Below are 15,191 nucleotides of genomic sequence, written 5' to 3' on the forward strand. Positions count from 1 at the left end.
TACTGTCCACTAAACGGGGCCTTGACCAACATTTGTTTCGGGGTTTTTTTCTTCTACGTTAATTTTTCTACAATGAACGTGAGTTGCGCTTCCAAGGAGATCGGGTCATTAAAATAGGAGCCTTTCTGATCAATCTGAAAAACCTTGTTATTTTTTACTGCCGACAAGCCTTTCCAAACGTTTGTACCGTATACACTCTCCGGGTTGGCATCATCTCCGGACCATGCACTGGTAAAAATGTAGTCTCCCGCAAAGTCCGGCAGTGTTTCAAGCGAGACCTCCGCCCAGCCGGTATTGCTATCAATGGTTTCTTTTTGTACGGCATTCGGAGCCTTCAACTGGAATTCACCGTAAAGGATGTCTCCACCCCTTCCGAAGTTGTGCCCGAACGCATAGATCCCCTTGGCGTATGGCTGTAGAATCGAAACGGTTTTATCTCCTACCGCAGCTTGCACCTTTGGTTTTGCCTCAGCCATTTTCTTGTCCCAATCGACAATCCACTCATTCGCCTTGTCTTCTCTTCCTGTCATTTTGCCAAACTCCCGCAGTTCCTCGCGGATTGGCTTCTTACCGTATGGAATCACTACCGTTGGAGCTATTTTAGTGAACTCCTCGATATTCTTATCCCCTTCAAACACGATAAGTAAATCTGGATTCATCGACAGTACTTTTTCTACCGATGTTCCGTCGCCTACGCTTTCGATACCATCCAGCTTCCCTTTAAAATACGGGTTTCCCATAGCATGGTCCGTGATACCGATAGGCTTGACCCCCAGTGTCAGAAAATGTCCAACATAGCTGTCTGCAAGTATCACAGCCCTTTTTGGGTCCTTCGGAATTTTCACAGTGCCATTAAATGCTTGGTAGTTGATATATTCATTGTTACTCTCGTTAACTGAACTGTCCTGCGCAGGTTGAGCAGTTGGATTGGCTGGCGTCTGTCCGCAGGCTGATAACATGCTGATCATGGCCATAATAAGGGCTATCATTATGATCTTATCTAAACCTGATTTTCTCATTCTCAAAAAGAACCTCTCCCTCAACGGAACTTGAAATTGATAATCATTCTCGTGAATTTTAGCATAAAGAGCTTGCTCTGCCCATCTTTTTCGTTCTCCGAGATACTATTTACAATTCGTCACAAAAAAAATGCCGCGAAGCATGTTCGCGACATTGGTAGCTTTATTTTTTTGGCTTATTTCGTTACTTTGTGAAGACCGAACAGCATGAGGACATCATTATCGTTAGTCTCATACTCTTTCACTTCACCTTTAAAGGAAGTTTCTTTGACAACAATCTTGCTGCCTGTCGCATTTGGTTTCATTTCAATCATATAGGAAGATAGATTAAGATCAGCTGCCGTTATACCTAACTTCTCGGAGAGATCTTTAACCGTGGCCTTGTGCTCACCTAGTTGACTGTCTTTAATGGTTACTGCCTGGCCATCCTTAGAAAAAACGAATGCAATCGTTAGGTCTAGGTTACTTTTTTCCGCAACGTTTGCTTTTGCATCTACTGTTGTAGTTGCATACGGTATAACAGTACCAATCACTCCAGTAAGTAACAAAGCTGATGCAGTTGTCATCCATTTCTTTTTCATTGGTCTCGCTCCTTTTCATTCCTTTTTTGTGTGCAAGTAAATCTCTTACTTGCTAAATCTAGGGTAAGATGAAATGTTAAACAAAATTGTGGGGTAAAACTAAAATTTTCCTTAAATCATCGCGCTTCCTCGGTTCTCAGAGATACCATTTTCAATCTGTCACAAAAAATGCCGCGAAGTATGTTCGCGACATGTGAAAGCCTTATTTTTTGCCGAGCTCCGGCTTGTCTTGGTAAAAGAAATTCGGCGTATGGTTTGTGTTATCGTACAGACTGTGGAAAATGTGGGTAGCTGTTCCGGAGATCGGTGGAACCAGCCATGTCCAGTCACCAGTAACGGGTCGACCACATTTCTCTTCTCTTTCCTCGAATCGCTTGAATTGCTGGCTCGCCGTATGGTGATCGACAATCGATACTCCTTTTTCCTTGAAGGAATGCAGGACGGCTACGTTCAGCTCGATGAGCGCTTTGTCTCTCCAAAGTGTCGCTTCCTTGCTCGTATCGAGCCCCATGACCTCTGCGACCTTTGGCAGCATGTTGTATCGCTCTTGGTCAGCGAAATTGCGTGCACCGATCTCCGTCCCCATGTACCAGCCGTTAAAAGGCGCGGCCAAATAGTCGATACCGCCAATCTCCATGCGCATATTCGAAACAATAGGAACCCCATACCATTGCAATTCCATATCAGCAAAACCCGGCAAATCGGGATGCACGATCGGCACCTCCAAGACCAGCTCTTGAGGAATCTCAAAAAACTGCGGCGTCCGATCTCCAATTTGCACGACAAGCGGCAAAACGTCGTAGTTTGTGCCTTTCCCTTGCCATCCCAAGCTCTCACATAGCTTCGTCAGCGAAAGCGAAACTGGATCACCCAATACACCGTACTCTGTCTCGTATCCCGCGTAGCGAATTAGCTGGTCATTCCAGATGCGCATGGGAGCTCTGCCTGCTACAGCAGGTGCAAAAACCGTGATGGTCGGGCGAATTTTCCCGTCATTGGTGGCAAAGTCGATGTGTCGGAGCATGGCCTGCGCCATCTCTTCTTCTGTTTCGACGTGCCGCTCATCTATCACAAGTAACGATTCCCAAAAGAATCGCCCAATACATCGATTGCTATTGCGCCAGGCCATTTTTGCTCCGTGCCGAAGCTCCTCAGCTGTATGCTCATAGTATCCCTGCTGATGAATCAGCTGTCGTACTTCTTGTAGCCGTTGCTCGGTTTCGTCCGTTGTCTTGTCCAGTTCACGATAGCATGTCCGGATAAATTGCTCTGCCGCTTCCATCAATTGAATGGGTTCCATATTACCCTCTTTTCACGCTGAAGGGTGTCACTTCGCTGTTATTTTCTTCATCGTAGAATTTTGTTACCTACATTATAAAATTACTCGGGCTTGATTACCAATCATGTAGGCATATGGACACATATCTGTAAGAAACACGGAAGCATTCAACCTAACTGTAACGTCAGGGTCTTTTCGCCGATGAATAAATAAAGATCACCCAGAGAATGTCAAGAAAGGAAGGTAAGTACATGAAACGCATCATTCTCTTACTGGCACTTATTTTAGGACTAACGACCTTTCAACAACCTGTAGCACTGGCAGCACCAGCATTTAAAGATGTCGATCCCGAGCAATATGGCTGGGCAATGGACGCTATCTCCTTCATGGTAGACAATGGGGTCGTCAGCGGCTATCCCGATGGAAGCTTTCAGCCCGGAAGATGGGTGGACAAAGCTGAAATGACGGTGATGATCTATCGCCTGTTTGATCGCTACAGACCTTTCGATCCGAATGGTAACTACTATATCCCAGATTTCCAAATTGATCACTTTGCCGATGTGCCGAAAAACCACTGGGCCTATAAGGAGATCAGCTCAATCGTGACAATGGAATTGGCTAATGCCGTTTTTCTTTCTCAAAACGGCTACAACTTCTATCCAGATTCCAAGTTAAATCGCATCGGCACAGTCTACGTCCTCCCTGTTTGGTTGCTAGAAGGCGAACTCGATGACCCTGCCGTGGTTCAGACGATTATGTCTATGCGTGATATCCCCATTATCATTGCTCCTGATACAGATTTACCGTCTAAAGTCGATTTACTCTCAGATGGACGCTTTGGCCTTGATGATGACGGGAAAAACCGGACGAACACACTTTTTCCTTTCATCGTCAAGAATAAAGGGGACTTATATCGCTTCCATGATACCTACAGCGTAAACACTTCGTACACCATCGCTCTCTTGCAAGAAAAAGGGATCATGACCGCTTGGAATGGTGAGTTCGAGCCTAACGAAATGTTAACCCGCGCAGAAGCAGTAACCATTTTGTACAGAATGTATCTGGATATGAAGGAATTAGGCAACTTGCACTTACACTCGAGCAAATAGAAGATCAAACTTGTTACTCAATAGAAACACCTCCACTTCCTCAACCGGTATGGAGGTGTTTTTATGTAGACGAAAAAAAGACAGGTGCTTTCACACCTGCCCTTTCTCCTAAACAGTCATATGATTCCACATCTCCGACTTACTCAACGAAACAGCATCCGCTCCACTCTTCAACGCTTCGTTGACCTGTTCCATATTCCAAATCAACCCGCCCAAAATAATCGGCTGCGACAAATGCTCCTTGATATACGAAATAATAGAAGGCGCTATCCCCGGCATGATTTCAATCGCATCTGGCTGGTTTTCCAAGACGTTTTTGATGGTCGTCGTGAGAGAGGTTGAATCGATCAAAAAGACTCGCTGGATCGTCAGCATCCCTTCCTTTTTGGCCGCGCGAATCATCGGTCCTTTGGTAGTGACAATGCCCGTTGGTTGGATATAGGTCGACAAGAAACGAAAAGCCTCCTTGTCATTGGACAAGCCATTCATGAGGTCTGTGTGCAAAAAAATCGGCTTGCTCGACTGACGGATGGTTTCGGCTTCCTCCATCAGCTTGGTCAGCTTTCCGTACATCAAAAGGACCGCGCAAGCTCGAGACGCCATTGCCTCTCCCAAGCGATCCTGTTCGGTTGCCGCAATAACCGGATTCGTTTTCAAAATCGTTTGCATGTCCATGCTATTCGCCTCCTGCCCTCAGTAGCCGTTCCACACTTACCTCAGCGCAGCCAAGCTGCTTGGTCTCTACAACCCAATGACCCGCGAATCCATTGTCTTTTAAAAGTGACAGGATCGATGCGAACGGAATCGTTCCGTCACCCACTGCCAAATGGTCGTCGAGCTTGCCAAAGTTATCACTCAGGTGAAGAGCAGACAAATGAGGAAGTACCTCCCTCAATGCATCGATCGCATATCCCGGACGAATCAAATGGGCATGGCCCACGTCGTACACGATTCCCACGCGAGAGGATTGTACGTGACGGCATATACGCACGAGATCCTCGACGTTCCACCCCAGCACTTTTGGATAAGGGGGAACATTCTCGACCGTCAGTATGGTTCTACTCTCTGCGGACAGCTCGGAGGTCAACACGTGGAGTGCCTGACTCACATTTTCCACACCTCTGGCACGCTCTGTTTCCGCGAGTCGGTCTTCTACCTCCCCCGCATGCATCACGACATGGGTGCAGTCGAGAAAGCTGGCAATCTCCAGGCAGCGCTTCATCGTGTCCATTGTTTGATCCCGGATTGCCCCTGCGTCCGCCGCCAGATTGCAGCCGCTAATCGGCGCATGAATCGACCAGGCAACCCCTCTCTCGTCTCCCAGCCGCTTCACCTCTTTCAACTGCTCCCAGGACCAGTCCAAGAGGTCTGCATGATTCTCTTCACACATAATCTCTATGCCCTTCCAATCATGGTGCAAAAGCTGAAAGATAGCATTACGCAAGGACAGATCAAATAACGCATAAGTGGATACGGCAAACGAGCTTTTGTCTCTCATCATTCATGACCCTCCCTCTTATTTCACGCCGGAGTGGATGAAGCTGTTGATAAACTGCCGCTGGAACAACAAAAATGCCAGCAACAACGGAAAAATCACCATGACCGTCGCTGCACTTACCTCGGCCCACTGCGCCCCTGTCTCAAACGATTGGGCAAAAATCGCCAGTCCGACCGTCAACGGACGATTTTCCACGGAATTCGTAATAATCAGCGGCCACATGAAGTTGTTCCAATGGTAGCTCACCGAGACCAAACCAAACGCAATGTAGGTCGGCTTCGCTAACGGAACGTACACCCGCCACAGAATTTGGAACCAGGAGCAGCCTTCCATCCGTGCCGCCTCCTCCAGCTCATTCGGGATTGTCTTGAAGGTTTGTCTCAACAGAAAGACCCCGAAGGCAGAAGCGAAGTACGGCAGCATAATACCGATTTTGGTATCCAGCAAAGACAAGTCACGCAAGACGTTATAGTTGGGAAAAATCAAAATATCCGCCGGGACCATGAGCTGGACCAGGAACAGGACAAACAACACATCCTTTCCCCAAAATTGCAGCTTCGCAAAGGCATAGGCTGCCAGTGTGGCCGTGATAATTTGCGCCACCAAAATACCAGTCACGATCAAAAAGGTATTGATGTAGTACTGATCGAAGGGCGCTGCGTCCCACACCTTCGCAAAGTTATCGAGTGTAAAATCTGCACTGAGCGACCACGAAGTCGCTAGCTCCCTCGGACGAAAGGAAGTCCAGACCGCCCAAAGCAAAGGAAACAACCAGAGAACGGCCAAGCCGTACATTCCAACCGTTGTGATTTTGCGAAGCATCTGCCATCCCCCCTTAGTTGTAATGAATCTTTTTATCCATACCAAAAAACTGAAAAGCAGCGACTAACAGCAGCAGCACGACCATGACAATCGTCAATGCCGAAGCCATTCCTTGATCCCAGAATGAAAACGCCGTCTCGTATATGTAGTACAGCAAGAGATTGCTGGCATTATCCGGTCCGCCTTTGGTCATGATCACCAAATGGTCTACCAGCTTGAAAGAGTTAGTGAAGGCGATAATACTGACAAACATCGTCGTTGGCATGAGCAACGGAAAGGTGATGCGGCGAAAAACCGTCCACGACGATGCCCCTTCCATGGAGGCGGATTCGTATAGCTCCTGCGAAATATTTTGCAGCCCCGCCAAATAAAAGATCATGAAATAGCCCGCTTCCTTCCAAATGACCATGAAGATCATCGCCCACATCACATTTTTCTGATCGCCGAGCCAGTTCATGTCGCCTTTTCCGAACCACTCCATCACATGACTAAGCGCTCCGTACTCCGGTGTGTAAATAAACAACCAGATGTTCGCCACTGCAATCATCGGAACAACGGTCGGGTAAAAATAAGCCGTGCGGATAAAGCTCTTCCCTCGTAATGCCTTGTTGGCGAACAGAGCCATAGCTAGCGCGAGAGCCACACTCGTCGGCACCGTTCCGATGGCAAACCAGATATTATTGGTCAGCACCTTCCAAAACACTTCATCTTCCACCATTTGTTTATAATTATCTATCCCGTTAAAAAACGGCTCTGGAGAACCCAGATCCGCTTGATGAAAACTGAGTATGAACGTTTGTATAACCGGATAGAAGGTAAACAACAGCAGGAAGATGAGGGAGGGAAGGAGCAAGAGCCAGGCGTACATGTTCACTTTCCATTTTGCGCGTAGTTCCCCCATTGTCGCTCCCCCATTGCCTTGCTTGATTTATTTGTTGAATGGCGCCAGCATCTTGTCCGCTTCTTCCTGCGCTTTTTTCAATGCTTCCGCAGGCTCAGATTGACCAGTAATCACGGATTGCAGTGTGTCGTTCAAGAGCTTTGTCACTTTGCCGTTATTGTGTGTAGACAGCTCAGCATGACCGTATTCCAGCTGGTCGCGAGCTACTGCTGCTGCCGGGAAGTCCTTGACGTATTGCTTCATAGTCTCTTCTTCGTAAGCAGATTTGCGTGTAGCAACATAACCCGTATCGACACTCCACTGAGCAGCGCGCTTAGGCTCGGTCATAAAGCGAATGAATTTCCATGCCGCTTCCTGTTTTTTTGCATCCGTTCCCTTGAACATGTAGAAGTTACCGCCACCTGTCGGGCTGCCGTAGTTCTTTTTCGCTGGCAAAAATGCTACGCCAAAATCAAACTTCGCGCTTTTCTTCACGTTCGTCAGGTTCCCTGTCGTATGGAACATCATCGCCGTTTTGCCTTCCAAGAAATCAGAAGGTACAGTCGCCCACTCATTGACGCCCTCAGGCATGACTTGATGCTTTTTGGACAAATCTACCCAAAATTGCAGGGCTTCTACATTTTCTGGCGTATCAAAAAACACTTTTTTCCCATCTTCGGACATCAAGTTCTTGCCGTTTTGCAGGGCCAGCGCTTGGAACATCCAATACGTGAAGCTCGAGGAAGGAATCTCGACGCCGTAGCGTCCGTCCTTTTTCAATTTGGCAGCGTACTGAATCAGCTCGTCCCATGATGTCGGTGGTTTTTCCGGATCAAGACCGACTTCCTTGAACGCGTCCTTGTTGTAATAGAGCACGATGGTGCTGCGTTGGAATGGAATGCTGTATGTCTTGCCGTCTACTTGGGAATTCGCCAAAAAGCCCGGGAAGAAATCTTTTGCGTATTCGTTGCCGCCATCCTTGGCAATGAAGTCATCTAACGGAAGGATTGCATCCATGTCCATCATCGTATGTAGTTCAGTGGAGAGCATCACCGCTACGTCGGGAGGAGTTTTGCCCTGTACAGCTGCCTGTACTTTTGTCGTCGTATCCTGATAGCTGCCCGTATACACTGGCTTGACTGTGATATCTGGGTTTTCTTTGTTAAATTCTTCTGCCATTCCGTCCACGATCTTGGTCAAAGGACCGCCAACCGCAACCGGATAATAGAAGGACAGCTCTGTTTTGCCTGACGAATTGGCTCCTTTTGCCGCGTTGTTCGTGGACGAAGAATTGCCACTGGAGCAACCCGCGATCAGACTCATACTCATGACGACCGCAAACAAGCTTTTGACAACTTTACGCATCGCAGTACCTCTCCCTTTTCTTTTCTCAATTGGTCGTAACCGCTAGATTTTTACCTGTTTCTCCATCAAACACGTTCACCTGAGCTGGATCAAAACGAACATGCATGGTTTCGCCTCTTTTGCAGTGCCATTGCCCGTTCCATTTGGCCTTCCACAGCTTGTCTCCCACGGTGAATTCCACAATGGTCTCAGAACCGAGAATCTCTACTCCCTGCACGGTGACAGGAAGTTGGCAGGAAGCATCCACAGATTGCCCTTCAAGGGCGGGCTGCAGTGACTCTGGACGCAGACCAAGAACGACCGGGGTCTGGTCCTTGATACCGTTAAACTTAGGAAGCGGCAAAAAATGCTGACCTGCCAGCTCAATCCCTGCTTGATCGCCAGCCCGCCAAATGGCAGGTACCGTATTCATCGGGGGCGCCCCCGTAAACTCCGCCACGAACAAATTCGCTGGATGGTTGTAGACGTCGAGCGGTTTGCCGACTTGCTGGACCTCACCGTCGCGCAGGACCATCATGCGGTCTCCCATCGTCATCGCTTCCACCTGATCGTGTGTAACGTAAATCATCGTGATGCCCAGCTCTTGCTGCAAGCGGCGGATTTCCGTGCGCATGTGCCCGCGCAGCTTGGCATCCAGATTGGATAACGGCTCGTCCATCAGGCAGATAGGGTGCTGACTGATGATAGCCCGTCCGAGTGCAACACGCTGTCGTTGTCCCCCGGATAATTCCTTCGGCTTGCGTTGCAAAAGATGCGCGATGCCCAACATCTCCGCTACACGCTCCAACCGCTTGCCCTGCACCGCTTTGTCTACTTTTCGAACCTGCAAACCAAACAAAATATTATCTTTTACCGTCAAATGCGGATAAAGTGCGTAATTTTGAAAGACCATGGAGATGTTTCGCCCACTCGGAGGGACTTGATTCATCGGCCTGCCGCCAATCAACAGCTCTCCCGTGCTGATCTCCTCCAGCCCGGCAATCATGCGCAGTGTGGTTGATTTCCCACAACCAGAAGGCCCTACCAGCACGAAAAATTCTCCTGGTAGAATACGAGCACTCACTTCATTGACTACCTTCTGGCCCCCATACATCTTGGAAATGCGCCGCAATTCCACTTCAGCCACGACTTTCCCCCCTGAACCTCTCGCTGTTTTTTACGTATCACTCGACTATAACAATTGCTTACTAAGGTAATATTTGGGTATTGTAAAGTTTTTGCGCATAGTCCGTAATAATTCCCCCGACTCCAGCCTCGGTTGCCCGCTTCATATCTACTTCCTCGTTAACTGTATACACGGTCAAAATGATTCCCCGATGCTTGGCGAATCTGATTAGCTCTGGTGTGACAATCTGATGGTTGATATAGTATTGGGCATTCAGTTGAACCGCGTCTGTTATCTGCTTTTCGGCATACTGTTCCAGCTGTTCCTTTGGCTTGGTCCCGCTCAAGGTAAAGCCCAGTCCCAATTCCGGATCGAGCTTGGCAAAACGCTCCAATACCTCTGAGCTGAAGCTGCTGACAATCACATCTTCAACCATGTCGTGCTCCTTGATGACCTTCGCCATTTCCTTTTCGTACCCAATCCCCTTTGCTTCCAGAATGAGCACTGCTTTGCCCTTGGCCGCTTCCAGCAACTCATCCATGGTAGGAATGACAGCATCGGTAATCTCAGGCTGGTACCAGGAAGGATTTGCTGGGTCGAGCTTGTTCGCGTTCAATTCGCGCAGCTCCTTCAGCGTGAAATCCTTTACCTTCCCTGTCCCGTTGGTGGTACGCTCCAGATCAAAATCGTGGATCAGGACAAGGTGGCCATCCTTTGTTTTGTGGACGTCTGTCTCGATAATCTCCACACCCAACTCCATCGCTTCTTCAAAGGCGTACATCGTGTTTTCCGGCTTTAAGGAAGGGATACCTCGATGCGCCATGACCATCGGGGGTTGCGTGATGCTTTTCTCTGGGTACGCAGCAAGCAGCTCATGTACCTCTTTTGGGTCGTGTGAGACAACCCCGGCCACACCCATCTCGATCATTTCACTTGCTTGGCTCTTGTTCGCCCGATCAATTCCCCACACGGACAACCCGCGATTGCGGAAGTAGCGAATGACCTCCTCCGTCATCGCAGTTTGCGAGAGAACGACCACATTGGAACGACTGCTCCTGGCCGAGCGTACGAGCTCCTTTTGCTTCTTTTCGTTCAGCTTGCCGTCGATATACACGAGGGCACCACGGTATTCATTATTTTTCTCCCGCATCTCTTGGACGATTTCCGGTCGGGAAGACACAATGTGCACATCAGAGAGATTCTCTTTCTGGAGCAGGCGATCGACCTCCGCTACCAATTTCTTGTCCTCGATATGAATCACCGGGATCGCCTTGCCCTTGATCTGGTCCAGTACCTCGTCCAGCGATGTGCCGTCCTGGGTGACGACTCCGTTCTTCCCGGATTTTTTCACCGGAATAAATATGGAAGACGCTTCTGCTTCCAGAATCGCATCGATCTCGGACTCCTTGTCGTACATGGCAATCACCGTCGGCGGAAGGACAATTCCAGTCTTAGGTTCAGGGACAATCAGCACGTCGTCTTTCAGATCAGAGACTGGAATCTTGTCTTTTCGGGCATTCGGTCCAAACAACAACTCACCAGGGGTCGGCTTGGGCTGATCGACAAAATCTCTGGACGCATCATTCGTATCCTTTTCCGTCAGGCGTTCCATCGAATGTCCGCCAGCTACTCCCGGATGAGAGGTGACTCCCGGAACCTTCGCATCCATATAAGCCATCGAATCCACCACATTGTAATCAGGATCCATCAGAATGACGTGGTCACCGCCATTCGCCAAATAAATGCTGCCTGTCGCCCAATCCGTCGGCAACAGCTCAGGGACGTCCTCCATGGAATCGAACAATTCAAAATCAGGCGTGACGTCATGGCGTTCCACGATTCCGTCGGCATAGCGTGAAATGACAATCGTCTGGTAAGGCTCAATCATGGTGCCTTCCGGAAACGCATGCATCCCTTCATTTCCTCCACGCTTTTCCTCGTCGCCGATCATGTAGCCACTCAAATCAATCGGATCGTTGGAGATATTGGTGATTTCGATAAACTCGCCTGTGCTTTCATCAAAAAGGGGATCATTGACAACTTCTGTAATGAGCAAGGTTTTGCTCACCGCGCTTTGCGCCATTGCGGGCATGCTGCCTGTCACCAGACTTGCTGCCATTAGTGACCACAACCACTTTTTGCTGCTCTTTCCCAACTCCATCTCCCATGCCTCCTCGTTTTCCTACTCGACTTGCACCATGGCTTCCATCGTCGGAAGGATGTAATCTGGCTGAATCTCTGTGGCTTCCAGTTCGCGACTGGTCGTCACACCTGTCATTACCAGCGCCGTTTTCATGCCGCTGTTTTTCCCAAGTAAAATGTCTGTCTCCAAACGATCGCCCACCATGACGCATCTTTCTGGCTGCACATGAAGCTGTTGAAAAACCTGATCGGCGTAGTACCGGGACGGCTTGCCAGTCATCGCCCAGACAGAGGCTCCGCCAGCCGTTTCAATCGCTCTCGCCAACGCCCATGTATCAGGAATGGCACCCCCTGGGACCGGACATAACGGATCGGGGTTCGCTACGATCAGGTGGGCTCCATTTCGCACAGCGTCAGCAGCTTGTTGCAGCTTTTCATACGTAAATGCTCGGTCCATTCCGACCAATACATGCGTAGCTTCCTCCGCATCTTGCACCTGCTTTATATGAAAGCTCGCAATCTCTTCCTCCAAGGCAGGCTCCCCAACAATCAGGACACGCGCTTGCTCCGCATTCTCTTGAAGATACAATCCCGCGGCATAGGCAGCCGTCATGATTTCTTCCCGCTGAGCAGCCAATCCGAGCTTCTGGAGGCGAGTCTGACAAGCTGTTCTTGTCTGTACCGTCGTATTGGTCAAAAACATGATTTTTTTCTGCTTCTCCCGCAGCGCGGCAAGTGTCTTTTCCACCCCAGGAAGCAGTTCATTCCCAAGAAAAATCGTTCCATCCAAATCAAAAAAATACGCATCGTACCTATCTGTATCTAGCAAATCCCCTGCTCGCTCCTTTCATTCGAAAACACAAAAAGCCCTCATACACGGCAATAGCACAAAGAAACAAACCGAACAAACGGTCTTTTTCGAATCTATTGCTGTATGAGGGCTTTCTCCACGTCTCGACCCACTTACAGACGTTATTCATTTGGTTGATAGCTCGATCATAACAAGTCATTGTTAAGGGATTGTTGAGCTACTTTTGGTTTTTTGTGAACAACGCCAAAACTAACCAGTGATCGGTAGCGAAAAAAAGATTGCAAACTGTCTAAGAAAGAGATAAATTCTTTGTGGATGATAATGATATTCATTATCGACATATAATCATATAATTATGCACTCATATTAGATGAAGGGATGTCTTTTCATGATACAAAAATGGAGTTATCCACTCGCCGCAGTTGTTCTCGGCTCTTCCTTGCTCGCCGCTTGTGGAAACGCACAAACACAAACCGAAGAGAAAAAACCAGAAGCCGCTCAGCCTGACAAGCCTGCCGCTGCTGATCAGTCTGCGACAGCGAGCACTGCTTCTGCTCCTTCTCCTGAGCTGCAAGCCTCTATTGATCAATACCGAAAATGGGTCGTCGACCAAACCGACCAATTCGTAAAAGCAACAGAGAGCTTCACCACCGCCGTTAAAGCAGGCGATATGGAAAAAGCGAAAAAGGAGTATGCTCCAGCCCGTGCGTACTTTGAGAAAATCGAGCCTATCGCGGAATCTCTCGGCGATTTTGACCCGTGGATCGATGCCCGCGAAGGCGATGTGCCTGATAACGAATGGCGCGGCTATCACAAATTGGAGAAAGCACTCTGGGAAACCAAATCGGTTGCTGACCAAGGAAAAGTGGCGGATCAGCTGCTGCAAGATGTGAAGCAGCTCCGCGTGAAGGTAGAGAGCGTCGAAATCGATGTGCCTATGCTGGTAACGGGTGCGGTTGAGCTCTTGAACGAGGTATCGACGAGCAAGGTGACTGGTGAGGAAGAACGCTATTCTCATACGGACTTGTACGATTTCGCTGCAAACGTGGAAGGCGCTCACGAAATTTACAAAGTATTGAAGCCTGCTGTTACGGCTAAAGACTCTGCTCTTGCAAATGAAATTGAAGCTCGCTTCGCTGATTTGGATAAAGCACTCGCACCATACCGCAAAGGCGACGGCTATGTGCTGTACACCGAGTTGAAGGAAGACCAGGTGAAAAAGCTGAGTCAGTCCCTCGATGCATTGGCTGAACCATTGTCCAAAATGGGTACGATCGTAGGAGGCTAACAAGATGAATGACAAGCATCTCGCAAACACCACAGCGAACAAATTCACACGTCGAGAAGCTCTAAAGTTGGCTGGTGTCGGGGGGATTGGACTGCTGTTGGGGGCAACTGGGGTCAATACACTTTTGCCCTCTCCTCCTAAAAATGAGCAGACAAGTGCCACTCCGACCGGTGCAGATGAGGTCATTCCCTTTTATGGCAAGCATCAGTCCGGGATCATTACACCTATGCAGGATTTTATCTGCATGGGTGCTTTTGATTTGACGACGACCTCGCTAGGGGATGTCCGCACCTTGTTTCAAAGCTGGACGCAGGCAGCAGCACGCATGACTGCCGGCAAAAACGTCGATGAGGAGAGCGATAACGCCCTTCTTCCTCCTGTCGATACGGGAGAAGCCATGGGCCTGCGCCCAATGAAATTGACGATCACATTTGGGCTTGGCGCTTCTTTCTTTGACGAGCGCTTTGGTCTTGCAGCCAAACGCCCAGCTCCCTTGGTCGATTTACCTCGCTTCAACAGCGATGAAATGCGAAAGGAATGGTCGGGTGGCGATATTGTCGTGCAGGTCTGTGCCAACGATCCACAGGTCGCCTTCCATGCCTTGCGGAACTTGGCCCGGATCGCTCGAGGCAAAGCTGTTCTCCACTGGCTACAGGAAGGCTTCCAGCGTACCAGCGCATCCGACCCGACTGGCTCCACACCACGGAATCTGATGGGCTTCAAGGATGGCACGAACAATCCGCCGGTGAACGACCCCGCCACCGCAAATGAGGTCGTCTGGGCTCACACTGCTGAAAGTCCCGCGTGGATGGCAGGCGGAAGCTACATGGTCATGCGTCGAATCCGCATGCGGATCGAGGTATGGGATCGCTCTTCCCTCACCGATCAGGAGAATACATTTGGTCGTCATCGGTTAACTGGAGCTCCTCTTGGCAAAGCAAATGAGTTCGACGAGCTGGAGCTGGATCGCAAGGATGCCAAGGGCAAACCCGTTATGCCTGTGGATTCCCATGTCGCCTTGGCCCATATGGAGGGCAAGGTGAAAATTTTGCGACGCGGTTACTCTTATTCGAGTGGAATGGATCTCAAGACTGGTCAGCTCGATGCTGGGCTTTTGTTCATTTGCTACAATCGTGATCCGCGTAAGCAATTCATTCCGATGCAACAAAAGCTCGCATCCGTCGACCTGCTCAATGAATATATCACCCATGTTGGCAGTGGTTTGTACGCCTGTCTTCCTGGTGCAAGTGAGGGCGGATACATCGGGGACACGCTATTTTAACCAACTACCT

The 15,191-nt window shown here is 49.2% G+C and carries 14 protein-coding genes; 3 read left to right on the forward strand and 11 right to left on the reverse strand.

The features are described from left to right. Window positions 1-53 precede the first annotated feature (53 nt). The 3 genes from HP399_RS29585 to HP399_RS29595 form a co-directional block, all read right to left on the reverse strand. The gene (locus HP399_RS29585) at window positions 54-1,019 is read right to left on the reverse strand and encodes an iron-hydroxamate ABC transporter substrate-binding protein (RefSeq protein WP_173621337.1); all 966 of its coding nucleotides are present in this window, start codon (window positions 1,017-1,019) and stop codon (window positions 54-56) included. Window positions 1,020-1,195: 176 nt separating this feature from the next. After that, window positions 1,196-1,600 carry a hypothetical protein gene (locus HP399_RS29590; RefSeq protein ID WP_173621311.1) on the reverse strand — a complete coding sequence of 135 codons (405 nt, stop codon included), beginning with the start codon at window positions 1,598-1,600 and terminating at the stop codon, window positions 1,196-1,198. Window positions 1,601-1,802: 202 nt separating this feature from the next. After that, window positions 1,803-2,900 (reverse strand): nitric oxide synthase oxygenase, encoded by a 1,098-nt coding sequence (locus HP399_RS29595; protein WP_173621312.1) that lies wholly within the window; start codon window positions 2,898-2,900, stop codon window positions 1,803-1,805. Between the two features lie 230 nt (window positions 2,901-3,130). Between HP399_RS29595 and HP399_RS29600 the strand changes: the two genes are divergently transcribed. Next, window positions 3,131-3,988 carry an S-layer homology domain-containing protein gene (locus HP399_RS29600; protein ID WP_173621313.1) on the forward strand — a complete coding sequence of 286 codons (858 nt, stop codon included), beginning with the start codon at window positions 3,131-3,133 and terminating at the stop codon, window positions 3,986-3,988. A 108-nt stretch (window positions 3,989-4,096) separates the two neighbouring features. Here HP399_RS29600 and HP399_RS29605 read toward each other — a convergent pair whose 3' ends face one another. The 8 genes from HP399_RS29605 to HP399_RS29640 form a co-directional block, all read right to left on the reverse strand. After that, the gene (locus HP399_RS29605; protein WP_173621314.1) at window positions 4,097-4,663 is read right to left on the reverse strand and encodes a glycerol-3-phosphate responsive antiterminator; all 567 of its coding nucleotides are present in this window, start codon (window positions 4,661-4,663) and stop codon (window positions 4,097-4,099) included. Between the two features lies 1 nt (window position 4,664). Next, the gene (locus tag HP399_RS29610; RefSeq protein ID WP_173621338.1) at window positions 4,665-5,486 is read right to left on the reverse strand and encodes a sugar phosphate isomerase/epimerase family protein; all 822 of its coding nucleotides are present in this window, start codon (window positions 5,484-5,486) and stop codon (window positions 4,665-4,667) included. Window positions 5,487-5,504: 18 nt separating this feature from the next. After that, window positions 5,505-6,308 (reverse strand): carbohydrate ABC transporter permease, encoded by an 804-nt coding sequence (locus HP399_RS29615; RefSeq protein WP_173621315.1) that lies wholly within the window; start codon window positions 6,306-6,308, stop codon window positions 5,505-5,507. Between the two features lie 13 nt (window positions 6,309-6,321). After that, window positions 6,322-7,209: a carbohydrate ABC transporter permease gene (locus HP399_RS29620; protein WP_007717821.1), complete on the reverse strand. Its 888-nt coding sequence runs from the start codon at window positions 7,207-7,209 to the stop codon at window positions 6,322-6,324. Between the two features lie 27 nt (window positions 7,210-7,236). Continuing rightward, a complete protein-coding gene (locus HP399_RS29625) occupies window positions 7,237-8,553 on the reverse strand; it encodes an ABC transporter substrate-binding protein (protein WP_173621316.1) in 1,317 nt (438 codons plus the stop codon). A gap of 25 nt (window positions 8,554-8,578) precedes the next feature. Further along, window positions 8,579-9,679, reverse strand: a complete 1,101-nt coding sequence (locus tag HP399_RS29630) for an ABC transporter ATP-binding protein (RefSeq protein WP_173621317.1) — start codon at window positions 9,677-9,679, stop codon at window positions 8,579-8,581. Between the two features lie 61 nt (window positions 9,680-9,740). Then, entirely contained in the window at window positions 9,741-11,819 is a 2,079-nt protein-coding gene (locus tag HP399_RS29635) for a glycerophosphodiester phosphodiesterase family protein (protein WP_173621318.1), read from the reverse strand. Between the two features lie 21 nt (window positions 11,820-11,840). Continuing rightward, window positions 11,841-12,629, reverse strand: coding sequence for an HAD-IIA family hydrolase (locus HP399_RS29640; protein WP_173621319.1), 789 nt, complete (start codon window positions 12,627-12,629; stop codon window positions 11,841-11,843). Between the two features lie 370 nt (window positions 12,630-12,999). Here HP399_RS29640 and efeO point away from each other — a divergent pair, with 370 nt between their 5' ends. Then, window positions 13,000-13,899: an iron uptake system protein EfeO gene (efeO, locus tag HP399_RS29645; RefSeq protein ID WP_173621320.1), complete on the forward strand. Its 900-nt coding sequence runs from the start codon at window positions 13,000-13,002 to the stop codon at window positions 13,897-13,899. Between the two features lie 4 nt (window positions 13,900-13,903). Further along, complete coding sequence (gene efeB / locus HP399_RS29650; RefSeq protein WP_173621321.1) at window positions 13,904-15,181, forward strand: iron uptake transporter deferrochelatase/peroxidase subunit; 1,278 nt, start codon at window positions 13,904-13,906, stop codon at window positions 15,179-15,181. Window positions 15,182-15,191 lie beyond the last annotated feature (10 nt).

It is taken from the genome of Brevibacillus sp. DP1.3A (assembly GCF_013284245.2).
Taxonomy (GTDB): domain Bacteria; phylum Bacillota; class Bacilli; order Brevibacillales; family Brevibacillaceae; genus Brevibacillus.

What these genes read in the sequence shown, in the direction of transcription:
- HP399_RS29585 (WP_173621337.1), bottom strand. Translation starts at nt 1,019, where the DNA reads ATGAGAAAATCAGGTTTAGATAAGATCATAATGATAGCCCTTATTATG.
- HP399_RS29590 (WP_173621311.1), bottom strand. Translation starts at nt 1,600, where the DNA reads ATGAAAAAGAAATGGATGACAACTGCATCAGCTTTGTTACTTACTGGA.
- HP399_RS29595 (WP_173621312.1), bottom strand. Translation starts at nt 2,900, where the DNA reads ATGGAACCCATTCAATTGATGGAAGCGGCAGAGCAATTTATCCGGACA.
- HP399_RS29600 (WP_173621313.1), top strand. Translation starts at nt 3,131, where the DNA reads ATGAAACGCATCATTCTCTTACTGGCACTTATTTTAGGACTAACGACC.
- HP399_RS29605 (WP_173621314.1), bottom strand. Translation starts at nt 4,663, where the DNA reads ATGGACATGCAAACGATTTTGAAAACGAATCCGGTTATTGCGGCAACC.
- HP399_RS29610 (WP_173621338.1), bottom strand. Translation starts at nt 5,486, where the DNA reads ATGAGAGACAAAAGCTCGTTTGCCGTATCCACTTATGCGTTATTTGAT.
- HP399_RS29615 (WP_173621315.1), bottom strand. Translation starts at nt 6,308, where the DNA reads ATGCTTCGCAAAATCACAACGGTTGGAATGTACGGCTTGGCCGTTCTC.
- HP399_RS29620 (WP_007717821.1), bottom strand. Translation starts at nt 7,209, where the DNA reads ATGGGGGAACTACGCGCAAAATGGAAAGTGAACATGTACGCCTGGCTC.
- HP399_RS29625 (WP_173621316.1), bottom strand. Translation starts at nt 8,553, where the DNA reads ATGCGTAAAGTTGTCAAAAGCTTGTTTGCGGTCGTCATGAGTATGAGT.
- HP399_RS29635 (WP_173621318.1), bottom strand. Translation starts at nt 11,819, where the DNA reads ATGGAGTTGGGAAAGAGCAGCAAAAAGTGGTTGTGGTCACTAATGGCA.
- efeO (WP_173621320.1), top strand. Translation starts at nt 13,000, where the DNA reads ATGATACAAAAATGGAGTTATCCACTCGCCGCAGTTGTTCTCGGCTCT.
- efeB (WP_173621321.1), top strand. Translation starts at nt 13,904, where the DNA reads ATGAATGACAAGCATCTCGCAAACACCACAGCGAACAAATTCACACGT.